Annotated in this window: 8 protein-coding genes; 4 read left to right on the plus strand and 4 right to left on the minus strand. The window is 74.2% G+C overall.

All coding sequences use genetic code 11. The features are described 5' to 3' along the window. Positions 1 to 23: 23 nt before the first annotated feature. On the minus strand, positions 24 to 263 hold the full coding sequence (locus NHH00_RS17205; RefSeq protein ID WP_253054529.1) for a hypothetical protein: 240 nt from the start codon (positions 261 to 263) through the stop codon (positions 24 to 26). Positions 264 to 486: 223 nt separating this feature from the next. On the opposite strand from NHH00_RS17205, the gene NHH00_RS17210 reads away from it, so the two are divergent. From NHH00_RS17210 to NHH00_RS17220, 3 genes are all read left to right on the plus strand, one after another. Continuing rightward, on the plus strand, positions 487 to 882 hold the full coding sequence (locus NHH00_RS17210) for a hypothetical protein (protein ID WP_253054532.1): 396 nt from the start codon (positions 487 to 489) through the stop codon (positions 880 to 882). A gap of 67 nt (positions 883 to 949) precedes the next feature. Then, on the plus strand, positions 950 to 2,086 hold the full coding sequence (locus NHH00_RS17215; RefSeq protein WP_253054534.1) for a threonine aldolase family protein: 1,137 nt from the start codon (positions 950 to 952) through the stop codon (positions 2,084 to 2,086). 19 nt (positions 2,087 to 2,105) lie between these two features. Beyond that, a complete protein-coding gene (locus NHH00_RS17220; protein WP_253054536.1) occupies positions 2,106 to 2,600 on the plus strand; it encodes a nucleoside deaminase in 495 nt (164 codons plus the stop codon). 52 nt (positions 2,601 to 2,652) lie between these two features. Here the strand turns inward: NHH00_RS17220 and NHH00_RS17225 are convergent, their stop codons facing one another. After that, positions 2,653 to 3,555: a hypothetical protein gene (locus NHH00_RS17225; RefSeq protein WP_253054538.1), complete on the minus strand. Its 903-nt coding sequence runs from the start codon at positions 3,553 to 3,555 to the stop codon at positions 2,653 to 2,655. 90 nt (positions 3,556 to 3,645) lie between these two features. On the opposite strand from NHH00_RS17225, the gene NHH00_RS17230 reads away from it, so the two are divergent. Beyond that, positions 3,646 to 4,074 (plus strand): SRPBCC family protein, encoded by a 429-nt coding sequence (locus tag NHH00_RS17230; protein ID WP_253054540.1) that lies wholly within the window; start codon positions 3,646 to 3,648, stop codon positions 4,072 to 4,074. An 18-nt stretch (positions 4,075 to 4,092) separates the two neighbouring features. Here NHH00_RS17230 and NHH00_RS17235 read toward each other — a convergent pair whose 3' ends face one another. Both NHH00_RS17235 and NHH00_RS17240 read right to left on the minus strand, forming a co-directional pair. After that, positions 4,093 to 13,533: a DUF5979 domain-containing protein gene (locus tag NHH00_RS17235; protein WP_253054541.1), complete on the minus strand. Its 9,441-nt coding sequence runs from the start codon at positions 13,531 to 13,533 to the stop codon at positions 4,093 to 4,095. A 210-nt stretch (positions 13,534 to 13,743) separates the two neighbouring features. Further along, entirely contained in the window at positions 13,744 to 17,310 is a 3,567-nt protein-coding gene (locus NHH00_RS17240) for a DUF5979 domain-containing protein (protein WP_253054543.1), read from the minus strand. Between the last annotated feature and the right edge of the window lie 83 nt (positions 17,311 to 17,393).

Raw genomic sequence — 17,393 nt, forward strand, 5'->3', positions numbered from 1 at the left:
GGAGCGCGACGCGCGGACCGTCCTCAGTCGTCGTGGCTCGGCTCGTCCGGGCCGACGGGCCGGCCCGGCGACGACGGCCAGTCGGGCGGCGAGTCAGGGACCGGGTCGGACGGTCGCGGCTCGCCGGGGACCGGGTCCGCGTGGCTCGGGTCGCGCGGCGGCTCCGACGGGTCCGGGGGCGGTCCCGGGGACTTCGGCGGCTCGACCGTGGGCTCGACCGGAGGGACCGGCTCCGTGCCCGGCTCGTCAGGGTTCGTGGTCATGGCTGCACCTCCGTGCTGCTCGGTACGGCTCCTCGGGACGCCCGCGGCGTCCCTCCTCGACGCTAGGCGCGCCGCGCCCCGCTCGCGCGCGGCGGGGCCGCCGCTCGTCCCCCATGGGGACGGGTGCCCATGGCCGGTCCGAGCCGGTGGTGCCTACGATCCGGACGTCCGCCGTCACGGCTGGTCGCCGCTCCGGACGGAGCGGCCCCTGGAAGGAGCACACATGAGGACTCGTCAGCTCGTCGCCGTCGCCGCCATGGCCGGCGCCCTGGTGCTCGGGACCGCGATCGGCGCCTCCGCGGGCACCTCCGGCACCGTCTACAGCGCCGGCAGCCCGCACTACGCGAGGGCGACGTTCGCCCCCAACGACCCGGGGCGCCACAGCGCGTACGTCGCGGTCGTCGACAACCGCAAGGACGGCGCCAGCGCCGTCGCGCAGGTCCGGTTCGACGGGACGACGAAGACCGTCCGTGCGAGCGACGGGGTCGGCTCGAGCGTGTACTGGTACTCGAGCGGCATGTCCAAGGGGAAGTCCGTGTCGGTCCGTGCGTGCCGGCAGGACCTCTCGGCAGGCGGCCCGATCAAGGACTGCGGCGCCTGGCGGACCTTCGTCGCGTGAGCCGGTCGCCCGGCCGGTCACGGCCCGCCCAGGGCGGCGGTGACCGGCCGCGGCCTACCCTGGGCACGTGACGTCGTTCGCCTCGGACAACTACTCCCCCGCCCATCCTGACGTCCTCGCCGCGCTCGCCGCGGCGAGCGCCGGGCACGAGATCTCGTACGGCGAGGACCCGTGGACGGCACGCCTCCAGGACGCCGTACGGTCCCGCTTCGGCCCGGACGCCACGGCCTACCCGGTGCTCACGGGGACGGGTGCGAACGTCGTGGCGCTCATGGCCATGCTGCCGCGCTGGGGCGCGGTCGTCGCGACCGAGCACGCGCACCTCAACACGGACGAGAACGGTGCGCCCGAGCGCGTCGGCGGGATCAAGGTGCTCGCGGTCCCGGCGCCGGACGGGAAGCTGACGCCCGACGCCGTGGAGCGGTTCGCGGGCGACCTCGGCGACCCGCACCGCGCGCAGCCGCTCGTCGTGTCCCTCACGCAGGCCACGGAGCTCGGCACGCTCTACACGCCCGCCGAGATCCGCGCGGTGGCCGACGCCGCGCACGCGCGCGGCATGCGCGTGCACCTCGACGGGTCGCGCCTCGCGAACGCCGCCGCCGCGCTCGACGTGCCGCTGCGCGCCCTCACGACCGACGCGGGCGTGGACGTGCTGTCGTTCGGCGGCACCAAGAACGGGCTCGCGCTCGGGGAGGCGGTCGTCGTGCTCGACCCGTCGGCCGTCGACGGCGTCGAGTTCGTGCGCAAGGCGACGATGCAGCTCGCGTCCAAGATGCGCTACGTCTCCGCGCAGCTCCTCGCGCTGTTCGAGCCGGTGGGCGACGCCGTCGCCGAGGTCGACGAGATCGCGGACGCGGACGAGCTCTGGCTGCGCAACGCACGGCGCGCGAACGCGATGGCGGCGCGCCTGCGCGCGGGGCTCGCGGACGTCGTCGTCCCCGCCGCGCTCGGGCCGGACGACGCCGTGCGCGCCACCCCGACCGGCCTCGCCTTCACGCAGCCCACGCTCGTCAACGCGGTCTTCGCGACGCTCCCCCGCGCGGCCGTGGAGCGCCTGCGCGAGCGCCACCGCTTCTACGACTGGGGACCGGGCGAGACCGCCGACCGGGTCGAGGTCCGGTGGATGTGCGCGTGGGACACGACCCCGGACGACGTGGACGGGTTCGTCGCGGACGTGCGCAGCGTCCTCGCGCTCGCGCGCTGACCGGGCGAGGATGGGCGCCATGACTCCCGAGACCCTCCCCACCCCGGACGACCTCGTGCACCTGCGCCGCTGCGTCGAGCTCGCGCGCGAGGCGCTCGACGACGGCGACGAGCCGTTCGGCTCGCTCCTCGTCGACCGCGACGGAGCCGTGCGGTTCGAGGACCGCAACCGCGTGAAGGACGGCGACGCGACCCGGCACCCGGAGTTCGAGATCGCCCGCTGGGCCGCCGAGCACCTGACGCCCGAGGAGCGTCGCGACGCGACCGTCTACACGTCCGGCGAGCACTGCGCGATGTGCAGCGCGGCGCACGCCTGGGTCGGGCTCGGGCCGATCGTCTACGCGTCGAGCACGACGCAGCTCGTCGGCTGGCTCGACGAGTGGCGCGTGGCGCCCGGACCCGTGCGCCCGCTCGCGATCGGCGACGTCGCGCCGGGCGTGCCCGTGCGCGGCCCGGCCTACGAGCTCGCCCCCGAGATCCGGTCGCTGCACGCGCGCCTCCACGGCGTGTCGTGAACCTGTCAGCACGACGTCGCGCCCTGCCGCGACCTCGCGCTGACAGGTCGCGTCAGCCGTCCAGCGCGGCCGCCACCGTGCCCGCCACCTCCGGGAGCGCGAGGTAGCCCGCCGGGCTGCCGTCGGAGAGCAGCACGGCTGCCGCGTGGTGGCCCGGCGCCGCGTTCGCGACGACGAGTTCCTCGATCGCGGGCCTCGGCGGGTCGAGCGGGAACGCCGCAGGTCCGAGGCCGTGGAGCGCGAGCGCGTCCCGGCGGTCGCGCGCCGCGACCCAGCGGCGCACCGGCGCGGGCACGCGCAGCGGGGCGCGCGCGGCGAGGACGTCGCGGATCGCCCGGATCGCGAGCGGGGAGCCCAGCGTGAGCAGCAGCGGCACGTCCCACCGCGCGGCGTCGGGGTGCTCGCGCAGCACCGAGTACGCGACGACCGACCCGAGCGAGTGCGCGACGACGACGGCCCGGCCGTCGGTCGGGATCGCGGCCGCGAGCGCGTCGTCGATCGTCCTGCGCACGGCGTCGTCGTGCAGGTACGCCCACACGTCGCGCGCGAGCAGCACGACGACGCCGCTGCTCAGGCCGGGCACGTACCGGTCGAGCGCGGACAGCAGCAGGTTCAGCCACTCCCCCGCACCGGCCCCGGCGCCCTCGGGGCGCGCCGGCACGCCCGCTCCCGCTCCCCGCAGCACCTCCTCGACGACGGCCGCGACGAACGCGAGCTCGTCGCCGGGCAGGGCCGCCAGCGCGTGCACCGTCACCGCCGGCGGCTCTGCGTCTCCCGCGACGAGCCCCGCGAGGGTGTCGCCGTAGAAGACGAACGACGTGTCGGCGTCGTGCAGCACGCGGCTCGACCCCGCCGCGCGCAGCCCCGCGTCCAGCACGGTGGTCCAGGTGCGGTCGAGGACGTCGGCGTCGAGGCCCTGGTTGTCGCGGCCGTGGACGAGCACGAGTCGGGTCACGCGCCCGAACCTACCGGCTGCCGGTGCCGCCCGGAGGGTCTACCGTCGCCCCAGAAGCGGACCGCGCCCCCGAGCCCCCCGGAGGTACTCATGACCGACCCGACCCTGACCGAGCACAGCACGACCGCCGAGATCCACGTCGCGCGGCCGCCGCAGGTCGTGTGGGCCGAGCTGCTGCACCCGAGCGCCCGCTGGATGCTCGGCATGAACGTCGAGACCGACTTCCGGCCCGGCAGCCCCGTGACGTTCGAGGGGCACTACATGGGCCGCGAGTTCGCGGACTGGGGCACCGTCGTCGCGGTCGAGCGCCCGCGGTTGCTGCACTTCACGCACTTCTCCCCGACGATGGGCCTTCCCGACGTCCCCGAGAACTACCACGACATCGCCATCACGCTCGAGCCGGACGACTCCGGGACGCGCGTGCGCGTCGTCGAGCGCAACATCGAGACGGCCGAGCGCGCGGAGCGCGCGCACGCGCTGTGGACCAAGGCGCTCGGGACGCTCGCGGGCCACGACTGAGGTCGGGCGCCGCTCCCGCTACGACGACGGGCGGCGCCTCGTCACGGTGAGCAGCGCGGCCCCGCCGAGGACGAGGAGCGCGCCCAGGCCGACGAGCCCGCCCGTGGTCGCGCCGGTCACGGCGAGCCCCCCGGTCGTGCTCGCCGTGTTGGTGAGCGTCACGTCCGCCAGCTCGCCGACGGCGACGGTCAGCCCGGTGGTGCGCTCGCCGTCGACCGTGAAGGCCGGCGCGCCCCACCGGACGCCGTCGATGCTCGGCAGGTCGACCTCGCCGAGCGTCACGACGGTCCCCTCGGGGAGGTCCGCGGGGCCCGTGACGACCGTGCCGTCGGCGCGGACCGTGAGGCGCCCCGACGTCGGGCCGTCGTAGAGCGTCCCGCCCGGGACGTCCGCGGTCCAGGTGACCGTGAACGTGGTGTCGTCGGGCACCCGGCCCGCCGCGTTCCCGGTGACGACCTTGTGCACGGCGAACCCGCCGACGAGGTGCGCGTCGTTCGCGGTGTTGGTCAGGGTGACCGCGACCGCGGTGTCCGCGACGACCGTGAGGGTCGCCGGGTCGACGGCCACCCCGTCCACCGCGAACGTCGGCTCGCCCCAGAGGACGCCCCGGACCTCCGGCAGCGGGGTGCGCTCGGTGAACGTCACCGCGGTCCCCACGGGCAGGTCCTGCGGCCCGGCGACCACGGTCCCGTCGGCGAGGACGGTGAGCGTGCCCTCCGTGGCGCCGTCGTACTCGACCCCGGCCGGGAGCACGGCGGTCCAGGCGACCTGGAACGCGGTACCGGACGGGACGAGGCTCGCGGCGTCGCCGCCGACCTCCTTGTGCACGGTGAACCCGCCGGCCTGCGCGACCGCCGTGTTCGTCACCGTGACCGCCACCGGCGCGTCGGCGCCCCCGACCACGACCGTGGCCGGGTCGAACGTCGGCGTGCCCCACGCGATCCCGGGGACGTCGGGAAACGTCGGCTCGGCGAGCGTCACGGCGGAGCCGTACGGCAGCGCGGGCCCGTCGACGACCGTCCCGTCCGCGAGCACGGTGAGCGTGCCGCTCGTCGGGCCATCGAATACGACGCCGTCGGGCACGGTCGCCGACCACGTCACGGTGAACGCCGTGTCCTCCGGGACCGCGCCGGCCGCGGCGCCGGTGAGCGCCTTGGCGACGGTGAACGTGCCGAGCACGGTGTCCGCGGTGTTCGTGACGGTCACCGCCACCGGCTCGCCGTCGTTCTCCGTGATCGTCAGCGCACCCTCGGGGTCGAGGCTCGGCTCGCCCCACGCCACGCCCGGGACCTCCGGCAGCGGCGTCTGCTCCGCGAACGTCACGACCGTGCCCACGGGCAGGTCCCGCGGACCGTCCACGACGGTCCCGTCCGCGAGCACCGTCAGCGTGCCCGCGAGCTCACCCTCGTAGGTGACGCCGTCGGGCAGCGTCGCGGACCAGTCCACGTCGAACGCGGTGTCGCCCGGGACGACGCCCGCCGAATCCCCGTCCACGACCTTCTGGACCGTGAACCCGCCGACGACGCTCGTCGCCGTGTTCGTCACGATGACCGCCGTCGGGGTCTCACCGGTCTCGGTGATCGTCACCGACTCCGGCGAGATCGTCGGGGTGCCCCAGACGACGTCCGGCACGTTCGGCGGCGTCTGCTCCGCGAACGTCACGACCGTCCCCACGGGGAGGTCCTGCGGGCCGTCCACGACCGTCCCGTCCGCGAGCACCGTGACGGTGCCCGTCAGCGGGGCGGGGTAGGTGACGCCCGCGGGGAGCGTCGCCGACCAGTCCACGAGGAACGCCGTGTCGTCCGGCACGATCCCCGCCGCGTTCCCTGCCAGCGCCTTGGCCACCGAGAACCCGCCGACGACGCTCGTCGCCGTGTTCGTCACCGTCACCACGACCGGCTCGCCGCCCTCGGCGATCGTCACCGACTCCGGCGAGATCTCCGGGGTGCCCCAGACCACGTCCGCGATCTCGGGCAGCGGCGTCTGCTCCGCGAACGTCACGACCGTCCCCACCGGCAGGTCGTCCGGGCCGTCGGTGACGGTCCCGTCCGCGAGCACCGTGAGGGTGCCGGTGAGCGGGCCGGGGTACGTCACGCCGTCGGGCAGGGTCGCCGTCCAGTCGACGAGGAACGCCGTGTCGTCCGGCACCACGCCGGCCGCGTTCCCCGCGAGCGCCTTGGCCACCCCGAACGACCCGGTCACCGCGTTCGCGGTGTTGGTCACCGTGACCGCGACGGGCTCGCCGTCGTTCTCCGTGACCGCGAGCTGCGCCGGGTCCACGGACACGGCGCCCCACGTGACGTCCGGGACCGTCGGCGGGGTGGCCTCGGTGAAGGTCACCGTGGTCCCGACCGGCAAGTCCTGCGGTCCGTCCACGACCGTGCCGTCCGCGAGGATCGTCAGCGTCCCGGTGAGGAACCCGTCGTACGTGACGTCCGGCGGGAGGGTCGCGACCCACGTCACGGAGAACTCCGTGTCGCCCGGCACGATCCCCGCGGCGTCACCGATGACGGACTTCTGCAGCGTGAAGCCGCCGACGACGCTCGTCGCCGTGTTCGTCACGGTGACCGTGGTGGGGGTGTCCCCGGTCTCCGTGATCGTCACGGACTCCGGGGAGATCTCCGGGGTCCCCCACACGACGTCCGGCACGTCGGGCAGCGGCATCTGCTCGGCGAACGTCACGACCGTCCCCACCGGCAGGTCCTGCGGGCCGTCCACGACGGTCCCGTCCGCGAGCACCGTGAGGGTCCCGGACAGGTCGCCCGCATACGTCACGCCGTCCGGCAGCGTCGCGGACCAGTCGACGAGGAATGCCGTGCCGTCCGGCACGACCCCCGCCGCGTTCCCGGCGAGCGCCTTGGCCACGGCGAACCCGCCGACGACGCTCGTCGCGGTGTTCGTCACCGTCACGAGGGTCGGCGTCTCGCCGGTCTCCGTGACGGTGACCGACTCCGGGGAGACGACCGGGTCGCCCCACACGACGTTCGGGACCCCGGGCAGCGGCGTCTGCTCCGCGAGCGTCACGACCGTCCCGACGGGGAGGTCCTGCGGGCCGTCCACGACGGTCCCGTCCGCGAGCACCGTCAGGGTCCCGGACAGGTCGCCCGCGTACGTCACGCCGTCCGGCAGCGTCGCGGACCAGCCGACCTGGAACTCCGTCCCGCCCGACACGATGCCCGCCGCGTCGCCCGCGAGCGCCTTCTGCACGGCGAACCCGCCGACGACGCTCGTCGCCGTGTTGGTCACCGTCACCGCGACGGGCTGCCCGTCGTTCTCCACGATCGTCAGCTCGGCACCCGGCGCGAACGACGGCTCGCCCCAGACGACGCCCGGCACGGCGGGGAGCGGCGTCTGCTCCGCGAACGTCACGACCGTCCCGACGGGGAGGTCCTGCGGGCCGTCGACGACCGTCCCGTCGGCGAGCACCGTCAGCGTGCCGGACAGGTCGCCGTCGTAGGTCACGCCGCCCGGCAGGGTCACGGTCCAGTCGACGAGGAACGCCGTGTCGTCGGGCACGATCCCGGCCGCGTCGCCCACGACCGACTTCGCCAGCGAGAACCCGCCGACGACGCTCGTCGCCGTGTTCGTCACCGTCACCACGACCGGCTCGTCGCCCTCGGCGATCGTCACCGACTCCGGCGAGATCTCCGGCGTCCCCCACACCACGTTCGGCGCCTCGGGCAGCGGCGTCTGCTCCGCGAACGTCACGACCGTGCCGACCGGCAGGTCCGCCGGACCGTCCGCGACGGTCCCGTCCGCGAGCACGCTCAGCGTGCCGGATGTGTCGCCGTCGTAGTCGACCCCGGCCGGGATCGTCGCGGTCCAGTCGACGAGGAACGCCGTGTCGTCCGGGACCGCGCCGGCCGCGTTCCCCGCGAGCGCCTTGGCCACCCCGAACGACCCGGTCACCGCGTTCGCGGTGTTCGTCACGGTCACCGCGGACGGCGCCCCACCGTTCTCGGCGACCGTCAGCGTGGCGGGGTCCACGGACACCGCGCCCCACGTGACGCCGTCGACCGCGGGAGGCGTCGCCTCGGTGAACGTCACCGTGGTGCCCACCGGCAGGTCCTGCGGTCCGTCCACGACCGTGCCGTCCGCGAGGATCGTCAGCGTCCCGGTGAGGAACCCGTCGTACGTCACGCCCGCAGGGAGCGTCGCCACCCAGGTCACGGAGAACGCGGTGTCGCCCGGCACGAGGCCCGCGGCGTTCCCGGTCACGTCCTTCTGCAGCGTGAAGCCACCGACGACGCTCGTCGCCGTGTTCGTCACGGTGAGCTCGACGCCCGTCGCGCCCTCGACGATCGTCACCTGGGCGCTCGGCGCGAACGTCGGCGTCCCCCAGACCACGTTCGGCACGTCGGGGAGCGGGGTCTGCTCGGCGAAGGTCACCACGGTGCCCACCGGGAGGTCGGCCGGACCGTCCACGACCGTCCCGTCCGCGAGCACCGTGAGGGTCCCGGACACGTCGCCGTCGTAGTCGATCCCGTCGGGGACCGCCGCGGTCCAGTCGACGAGGAACGCGGTCTCGTCCGGCACCGCTCCGGCGGCGTTCCCCGCGAGCGCCTTGTGGACCGTGAACCCGCCGACGACGCTCATCGCCGTGTTCGTCACCGTCACCGCGACGGGTGCACCACCGTTCTCGGTGATCGTCAGCTCGGCGCCCGGCGCGTACGTCGGGGTGCCCCACACCACGTTCGGCACCTCGGGCAGCGGCGTCTGCTCCGCGAACGTCACGACCGTGCCCACGGGCAGGTCCTGCGGACCGTCCACGACGGTCCCGTCCGCCAGGACCGACAGCGTCCCGGACAGGTCACCGTCGTAGGTCACGTCGTCGGGGAGCGTCGCCGTCCAGTCCACGAGGAACGCCGTGTCGCCCGGCACCGCGCCGGCCGCGTTCCCCGCGACCGACTTGGCGAGCGCGAAGCCGCCGTTCACGGTGCTCGCCGTGTTCGTCACCGTCACCGCGACGCCCGTCGCGCCCTCGACGATCGTCACCTCGGCTCCGGGGTCGAGTACGGGCTCGCCCCACACGACGCCGTCGACCTCCGGGAGCGGCGTCTGCTCCGTGAACGTCACGACCGTCCCCACGGGGAGGTCGGCCGGGCCGGCCACGACCGTCCCGTCGGCGAGCACCGTCAGCGTCCCGGACAGGTCGCCGTCGTACGTCACGCCCTCGGGGAGGGTCGCGCTCCAGCCCACGACGAACTCGGTGTCGTCCGGCACGAGGCCGGCGGCGTTCCCGGTCACGGCCTTGGCCACCGTGAACCCGCCGTCCACCGTCGAGGCCGTGTTGGTGACCGTCACCGTGACGGGGTCGCCCCCGTTCTCCACGACGACGAGCGTCGACGCGGGCGCGAAGGACGGCACGCCCCAGACCACGCCGTCGACCGACGGCAGCGGGGCGCGCTCGGTGAACGTCACCGTGGTGCCCACGGGGAGGTCCTGCGGGCCGTCGACGACGGCCCCGCTCGCGAGCACGGTCACGGTCCCGGTCAGCGGGCCCCCGTACGTGACGCCGTCGGGCAGCACCGCCGACCAGTCGACGAGGAACGCGGTGTCACCGGGCACCAGCCCGGCCGCGTTCCCGGTCAGCGCCTTGGCGACCGAGAACCCGCCGTCCACCGTGGTCGCGGTGTTCGTCAGCGTCACGACGACCGGCGCGCCGGCGTTCTCGGTGATGGTGACCGTGGTCCCCGGGTCGTAGGACGGCGTGCCCCACACGACGCCGTCGATCTCCGGGAGCGGGGTCTGCTCGCTCAGGGTCACGACCGTCCCGACGGGCAGGTCGGTCGGGCCGTCCACGACCGTGCCGTCGGCGAGGACGGTGAGGGTGCCGGACGTGTCGCCGTCGTAGTCGACGCCGTCCGGGATGTCCGCGCTCCAGTCCACGAGGAACGCGGTGTCGCGGGGCACCAGCCCGGCGGCGTTGCCCGCGAGCGCCTTCGCGACGCCGAACGACCCGACGACCGCGTTCGCGGTGTTCGTCACCGTGACCGCGACGGGCTCGCCGTCGTTCTCGGTGACCGTGAGCTGGGCCGGCGAGAACGACGGCGGTCCCCACACGACGTCGCCGACCTCGGGCAGCGGGGTCTGCTCGGCGAAGGTCACCACGGTGCCCACCGGGAGGTCCGCCGGGCCGTCCACGACCGTCCCGTCGGCCCGGACGGTCAGAGTCCCGGTGAGCGGGCCGTCGTAGGCGACGTCCGGGGGCAGGACCGCGGTCCAGGTGACCGTGAAGGTGGTGATGTCGGGCACGATCCCGGCCGCGTTCCCCTGGACGTCCTTCTGCAGCGTGAAGCCGCCGACGACGTTCGACGCCGTGTTCGTCACGGTCACGAGCGTCGGGGTGTCCCCGGTCTCCGTGACGGTCAGCGTGGCGGGGTCGAACGACGGGTCGCCCCAGACGACGTTCGGGATCGTCGGGAGCGACGTCTCGGAGAACGTCACGGTCGTCCCGACCGGGAGGTCCTGCGGGCCGTCCACGACCGTCCCGTCGGCCAGGACGGTCAGCGTCCCCGTGAGGGAGCCGTCGTAGGTGACGCCGGTGGGCAGCGTCGCGACCCACGTCACCGAGAAGGGCGTGGTCCCGGGCACGAGGCCCTCGGCGTCGCCGACGACGTCCTTGGCGACGGCGAAACCGCCCACGGTGCTGGTCGCGGTGTTCGTCACCGTAACCGCGACGGGGGCGCCGTCGTTCTCGGTGACGGTCACCTGAGCGCCCGGGTCGAACGACGGGTCTCCCCAGACGACGTTCGGCACCTCGGGCAGCGGGGTCTGCTCGGTGAGCGTGACGACCGTGCCGACCGGCAGGTCCTGCGGCCCGTCGACGACCGTCCCGTCCGCGAGCACGGTCAGCGTCCCGGACAGGTCGCCGTCGTAGGTGACACCCGTCGGCAGCACGGCCGACCAGTCGACGAGGAACTCGGTGTCGTCCGGCACGGCGCCGGCCGCGTTTCCCGCGAGCGCCTTGCTCAGCGAGAACCCGCCGACGACGGACGTCGCGACGTTCGTGACCGTCACCGCGACCGGCTGCCCGCCGTTCTCGCTCACGACGAGCGACTCGGGCGAGATGATCGGGTCGCCCCACTGGACGCCGTCGACCACGGGGAACGGCGTCTGCTCGGCGAACGTCACGACCGTCCCGACCGGCAGGTCCTGCGGACCGTCCACCACCGTCCCGTCCGCGAGCACCGTCAGCGTGCCGGCGAGCGGCCCGCCGTAGGTCACGTCCGACGGGAGGGTCGCGGACCAGTCGACGAGGAACGCCGTGTCCCCCGGCACCGCACCCGACGCGTTGCCGATGACCTCCTTCTGCAGCGTGAACCCACCGTTCACGGTGCTCGCGGTGTTCGTCACCTGGACGATCGCGGGCTGCCCCTGCCCGACGGTGAGCTCGGCCGGGCTGATGGACGGCGTGCCCCAGACGACGCCGTCGACCGCCGGGGGCGCGACCTCCGTGAACGTGACGACCGTCCCGACGGGGAGGTCGACCGGACCGGCGTACGGGGTGCCGTCCGCGAGGATCACCGCCTGCCCCTCGGTCTCGCCGTCGTAGACGACGCCCGCCGGGATCTCCGCCGTCCACGTCACCGTGAACGCCGTGTCGTCCGGCACGAGCCCCGCGGCGTCGCCGTCCACGATCTTCACGACCGTGAACCCGCCGACCTGCGTGGTCGCCGTGTTCGTCACCGTGACGAGCGTGTTCTGCCCCTCACCGACCGTCACGGTCGAGGGCTCGACGACGGGCGTCGCCCAGACGACGCCGTCGACCGGGTCCGGGGTCACCTCCGTGAACGTCACGGTCGTGCCGACCGGCAGGTCCTGCGGGCCGTCGACGACCGCGCCGTCCGCGAGCACGGTGAGCGTGCCCGTCAGGTCGCCGTCGTACGTCGCCCCCTCGGGGAGCGTCGCCGCCCAGTCGACCTGGTACTCCGTCGCGGGGTCCACGGCGCCCGCCGCGTTGCCCTGGAGCGGCGCCTTCTGCACCGAGAACCCGCCGGCGGGTGCGCCGACGTTCGCCGTGTTGACGACGGACACGCTCGCCATCGTGCCGTCCGCGGGGACGGTGAACTCGGCCGGGAAGCCCAGCTCGTTCCCGTTGACCCGGAACACCGGCGACCCCCACGAGACGCCGTCGACCTCCGGCAGGGTCGGCTCCGAGACCGTCACGACGGTCCCGACGGGGAGGTCCGGGCCCGGGACGAGGTTGCCGTTGAGCGGGACCTCGAGGTCACCCTCGCCGGTCTCGCTGTCCGGTGCCGGCGTGACGTAGGAGTAGTGGACGGTGAACACCGTCCCGGCCGGGACGTCCGCCGCGGCGGCGCCCGTCACCGTCTTCTGCACGACGAAGCTGGAGGTCGGGACACAGTTGAACGGCCCCGGACCGATCCACGGGTAGTTGTGGATCTCCAGGCCGCTCTGCGAGCCCTCGCCGCCGAACGTGAGGTCGCCGCCGACGTACACCCGCCCGTTCATGTGGTTGTACAGCTGGACGTCCGCCGCCGGTGCCATGACCGACCCCATGAACTGCGCCGCCCCGGCCGGGCCGAGCTGGACCGCGTCGGCGTCGACGAAGTTCCACATGATCCGCGAGGCCCAGTTGCCGAAGTCCGGGCTCCCGAAGTCGTCGAACCGGACGTTGTTCGCGGCGAAGTAGTTGGGCTGGAAGTCGACCGGGCCGCCCACCACGTTGATGACGATCGGGGAGCCGTCGGCGAACCCGTCGAAGTTGAGCGTGTTCACGCCGTTGAGCGCCGCGGCGTCCACCGTGAACACGTGCAGGTCGGTGCTCGTCGAGCCGTCGAAGGTCGCGATGTTGCCCGCCACCGCGACGGGTGTCCCGGTCAGACCGGCGAACGTCGTCGACGCCTGGGAGACCTGGTCCCCGAAGTCACCGAACGGCGCGAGCGCGGGCGCCGTGCCGAGGTTCGGCCGCAGCTCCCCGCCGTTCGTGTCCACCGTCCCTCCACCGGTCTTCGCCGCGCCGACCTGGACGTCACCGCCACCCTGGCCCGAGTAGCCGGCCCCCACGATGACGTTCGTCGGTGCGACCACGTCGAGGGTGCCACCCACGTGGAGCATGACCGTGCCGGGGTCCGGTGCGATCTGCGAACCCGCCCCGACCGTGCCGACGTTGAACGAGTTCCCGCTGAGAGTCCGGTTGAACGTCGCATTCCCGCCGACGACCAGCACGCCCTCGGCCTCCGAGGCCGACCCCGTGGCGAGGAAGTTCCCCCCGGCGTACACCGAGACGTTGTTGTCCGTGAACTTCGGGGGCAGGTTCCCGATGCCGGGGAACTGGCCCGGGTCGGGGCACTGCCCGACCGCGGCGAACGAGGGTGCGGCCTGGGGCCCGGTGACGAGCACGACCGCCCCGGCGAGCGCGAGCGTCGCGGCCGTGACGGCGGCGACGACGCGGCGCAGGGGGTCGAGCGTGCGGGGGCGGGAACCTCGGGTCATGCGTGCTCCTGGTCAGGCCGGCGACGGCGCCCCGGGTCGCGGCGCCGTCCTCTGTCTCTGAGACATCGCTGCTCTTCCCCCATGACGCATTCTGCGCTGTGATCTCGGTCTCGTCCTCTTGAGACGGTTTGGTCCGGTCGGTCCTACCTCGTCCTCCCGGCGCGACGACGGCCGACACCCGCGCGGGTGCCGGCCGCCGATCGGTGCGCGTCAGGCGAGGCGGCGCTGCCGGGCGCGGAGCAGCAGGAGCGCGCTGCCGGTCCCGAGGAACGCCAGGGCGAGGACGGTCACGAGCACCGCGTCGGTGCCGGTGATCGCGAGCTCCTCGTCGTCCGCGGTGTTGGTGAGCGTCACGACCACCGTGCCGTCGCCGACCGTCACCTCGGTGACCGCCGTCCCGTCGACCGTGAAGGTCGGCGTGCCCCAGTCGACCCCGCCGATCTCGGGCAGGTCGGTCTCGGTGAGCCGGACGACCGTCCCCACGGGCAGGTCCTGCGGGCCGTCGACGGCGACCCCGTCGGCGCGGACGGTGAGCGATCCGGTGACGGCGCCGTCCGGGCCGTCGTACGCGTAGCCCACGACGAACTCCGTGGTCGGGGGGACGGCGTCGGACGCCTCGCCGGTCACCCGCTTGACCACGGAGAACCCGCCGAGCGCCTGGTTCGCCGTGTTGGTCGCGGTGACCAGCGTGTTCTGCCCGTCGCCGACGACGACCGTCGGCGGGCTGAACGTCGGGACGCCCCACGCGACGCCGGGGAGGTCGGGCAGGTCCGCCTCCGTGTAGGTGACGACCGTGCCGACCGGGAGGTTCTGCGGGCCGGCGACGACCGTCCCGTCCGCCGGGACCTGGAGGTAGCCGCCGACGAGGGTGCCGTCGAGCTCGTACGAGTACGCGACGGTGAACTCGGTTCCGGCGGGCACGAGGTCCGCGCGGTCGCCGGTCACCTCCTTGGCGACGGAGAACCCGCCGACCTCGGCCACGTCCTGCGTGGTGTTGGTCAGCGTGACGAGGGTGTTCTCCTCGTCGCCGACCGTCACGGCCTCCGGGGAGAACGTGGGGGCGCCCCAGACGACGCCGTCGACCTCCGGCAGGTTGATCTCGGTGAACGTCACGACCGTCCCGACCGGGAGGTCCTGCGGGCCGTCGACCACGGTGCCGTCCGCGAGCACGGTCAGCGTCCCCGTGAGGGGGCCGTCGTACGTGAAGCCCGTGGGCAGGGTCGCGGACCACTCGACCTCGAACGCCGTCCCGGGGGGCACGCTCCCGGCGAGGTCGCCCTCGACCGTCTTCGCGAGCGAGAACCCGCCGACCTGCGCGGTCGCCGTGTTCGTCACGACCACGCCCGCGACCGCGTCCCCCTCACCGATGGTGACGGTGCCGGGCGAGACGGTCGGCTGCCCCCAGTCCACGCCGGGGACGTCGGGCATGGTCTGCTCCGCGAACGTCACGACCGTGCCCGCGGGCAGGTCCTGCGGGCCGTCCACCACGGTCCCGTCCGCGAGCACGGTCACCCTCCCGGAGGTCGGACCCTCGTAGCCGGAGTCGGGCGGAACCTCCGCCTCCCAGGCGACGACGAACGCGGTGCCCGGCGGCACGGCCCCGGACGCGTCGCCCGTGACGGTCTTCTGCACCGCGAACCCGCCGACCTCCTCGGGCGCGATCGCCGTGTTGGTCACGGTCACGGCGACGCTCGTCGGCCCCTCGACGATCGTGATCGGAGACGCGGGCTCGAGCGTCGGCAGGCCCCAGACGACACCGTCGACGTCGGGCAGCGGCTGCTGCTCGACGAGCGTCACGGTCGTGCCGACCGGCAGGTCGGACGGGCCGTCCGTCACGGTCCCGTCGGCGAGGACGGTCAGCGTGCCCGACGTGTCGCCGTCGTACGCGACACCCGCGGGGACGGTCGCCGTCCAGTCGACGAGGAACGCGGTCTCGGACGGGACGACGTCGGCCGCGTCGCCTTCGAGCACCTTCTGGACCGTGAAGCCCCCGACCACGGCGTCCGCGACGTTGGTCACCGTGACCGCGACCCCGGTCGCGCCCTCGACGATCGTGATCGGCGACGCCGGGCTGAGCACGGGGTCGCCCCACTCCACGCCCTCGACCTCCGGCAGCGGCGTCTGCTCCGTGAGCGTGACGGTCGTGCCGACCGGCAGGTCGGACGGGCCGTCCACCACGGTCCCGTCCGCGAGGACGGTCAGCGTGCCCGACAGGTCGCCGTCGTACGTGACCCCCTCAGGGAGCGTGGCGTCCCAGTCGACGAGGAACGCGGTGTCGTCGGGGACGAGCCCCGCGGCGTCGCCCGTCACGGCCTTGGCCACGGAGAACCCGCCCACCACCGGGACGGCACCGCCGTTCGCCGTGTTCACCACGGTCACGGTGACGGTCTGGTTCTCCTGGATCGTGAACTGGGCGGGGTCGCCGAGCGGCTCCCCGTTCACCTGGATCACGGGCGTGCCCCACTCGACGCCCGGCACCGTGGGCAGGTCGGTCTCGGTGATCGTGACGACGGTGCCGACGGGGAGCGTCGGGCCGCTGACGAGCGCGCCGCTGATCGGCACGACGAGCGTGTCGCCGCCGGTCGTCCCGTCCGGCTCCTCGTACGTGTACTCGACGTCGAACGTCGTGTCCGCGGGCACGTCGGCGGCGGCCTCGCCCGTGACGGTCTTCTGGACGACGAAGCTCGCCGACGGGATGCAGCTGAACGGCCCCGGGCCGATCCAGGGGTAGTTGTGCTGCTCGTTGCCGCTGCCCGACGTCGTGAGGTCGTTGCCCGCGTAGACGCGCCCGTTGGTGCTCGACGTGAGCGTCACCTGGTCCGCGGACGGGGCGAGGATCGAGCCGACCCACTGCCCCGCGCCGCTCACGGTGACGTCGCCGCTCCCCGTGAAGTTCCACATCAGCCGCGCCGCGGCGTTGCCGATGTTCGCCGGGTCGTCGACGCGCGCGCCGTTGATGTCGACGTAGGCGGCCGAGACCGTGACGGGCGCGTCGCCGACGACGTTCACGACGACGGGTGCGCCGTCCGGGACGCCCTCGAAGAAGAACTCCGACGCGCCGTCGAGGACGGCCGCGTCGACGGTGAACGCCTGGAGCGTCGTGTTGCTCGGGTCGGTGCTGGTGAACGTGACGCGCCCTCCGTCGCGCGCCGCGGTCCCGGTCGCCGGGACCGCGCCGAGCACGGCCGACTCGTCGACGATCACGGTCTGGAACCCCTCCCACGGGGCGAGCGCGGCGTCCGTGCCCATGTTCGTCTCGACCGCGCCCCCGTTGGTGTCGAGCCCGCCCGCGTCCTCCAGGTCGCCCCCGACGTGCACCGCGCCGCCGCCGTCGAGGTTGGCGCCCACGATGACGTTGGTCCCGGCGGCGATGCTCATCACGCCGCCGACGTGCAGCATGGGCGACCCCGGCTCCGGCACGATGCCCGAGCCGGCGCCGACCGTGCCCACGTTGAAGCTCCCCGGGGTGTCGAACGTCGCGTCGCCCCGCACGACGAGCACGCCCTCGCTCTCGGCCGAGGTCCCCGTCGCCGTGTAGTTCCCGCCCGCGTAGACGGCGACGTTGTTGTCGGTGAAACCCGGGACCGGCACGGGTCCGACGTTCGGGAAGTCGTCGGGGTCGGGGCAGAACCCGATCGCCGCCGCGGCGGGCCGGGCCTGCGGGCCGGCCACCAGCGCGACCGCACCCGCCAGCGCGAGCACGGCGGCGACGAGTGCCGCGGTGACCCGACGAGCACGGTCGAGGACGACGGGACGGGTGGGCGAGCGGTAGGTCATGCCGTGCTCCAGGATCGGTGACGTCGGCTGCGGCACGCGTGTCCCGACGCACCCTTGCCCCGGGACGCGGCACCCCGTGCGGG

Source organism: Cellulosimicrobium cellulans, assembly GCF_024124905.1.
Classification (GTDB): Bacteria; Actinomycetota; Actinomycetes; order Actinomycetales; family Cellulomonadaceae; genus Cellulosimicrobium; species Cellulosimicrobium cellulans_G.